Origin of the sequence: Idiomarina sp. UBA4206, assembly GCF_002383015.1 — a bacterium.
Taxonomy (GTDB): Bacteria; Pseudomonadota; Gammaproteobacteria; order Enterobacterales; family Alteromonadaceae; genus Idiomarina; species Idiomarina abyssalis.
In genome coordinates, this window is the sequence record NZ_DFTS01000013.1 from 19,530 (window position 1) to 20,483 (window position 954).

A 954-nucleotide genomic window follows, 5' to 3' on the forward strand; every position below is an offset into this window, starting at 1 on the left:
ACTGGCGGGGTTCGTTACAGTGACATCAATTATGAAGTAAAAGACTACTTTACTGAACTGGATAACTCCGATGACAGTGGTAGCAGTGACTTTAGTGAAACCACAGCCGCTATTTCGCTTACCTGGCAGTTTCTGCCAACCTCAGCAACTTATCTGAGTTTAGGACAAGGTTTTGAAACCCCGACGCTGACAGAACTTGCCTACCGAAATGAAGGCTCGGGCCTGAACCGCGAGTTGGGTCCATCCACCAATGATCAGTGGGAATGGGGTATTAAACATCAACTCGATAACGACTGGCGTCTGCATTTCGCTTTCTTTGGTATTGAAAGCGAAGACGAAATTCTCGTAGACCAGTCAAACGATGGGCGTACTACCTACCGTAATGCCTCAGAAACAACGCGCGAAGGGGCTGAACTGAGCATTAATGGCGAACTAACGCGGCAGCTCAACTTGCTGCTGTCATACAGCTATATAGACGCTAGCTTTGATGATGGCCCGTTACAGGGGAATCAATTACCCGGCGTAGCGAAAAGCCAGGGGTACTTGCGGCTGAACTGGCAGCCCGCAGAGCAATGGCTGGTTCAGCTAGCGGGGCAGTATAGAGATGAAACGCCACTTAATGATCAAAACGATACCTTTGCACCGTCTTATACGACATGGGATATAGCAATAAGCCGCGACTGGCAGTGGGCAAAAAGCGAGCTGGACGTGTGGGCCAGGGTCGACAATATTACGGACAAAGACTACGTCGGTGCTGTTGTTGTTAACCAGGGAAGCGGACGTTCATTTGAGCCTGCAGTAGGAAGGCAGGCTAGCGTCGGCATCAGTTGGCGCCGACGCTTTTAAGGCAAATTACAGGCTGGCTCTGAGTACATCGAGCAGGCGCTGTGCCGTCTGCTCTGATGATGCAGGGTTCTGGCCTGTAATTAACATGCCGTCCTGAACGGCATAGGC

General features: G+C 50.8%; 1 protein-coding gene and 1 pseudogene. One reads left to right on the forward strand and one right to left on the reverse strand.

Annotation, left to right across the window (positions count from 1 at the left end; translation table 11 throughout):
• The coding region (locus B3180_RS02550) for a TonB-dependent receptor domain-containing protein (protein WP_286842841.1) at positions 1-846 on the forward strand (846 nt) is incomplete at its 5' end.
• A gap of 6 nt (positions 847-852) precedes the next feature.
• Here B3180_RS02550 and B3180_RS02555 read toward each other — a convergent pair.
• Positions 853-954 (reverse strand): annotated as a pseudogene (locus tag B3180_RS02555) (type 1 glutamine amidotransferase domain-containing protein); the annotation flags it as partial.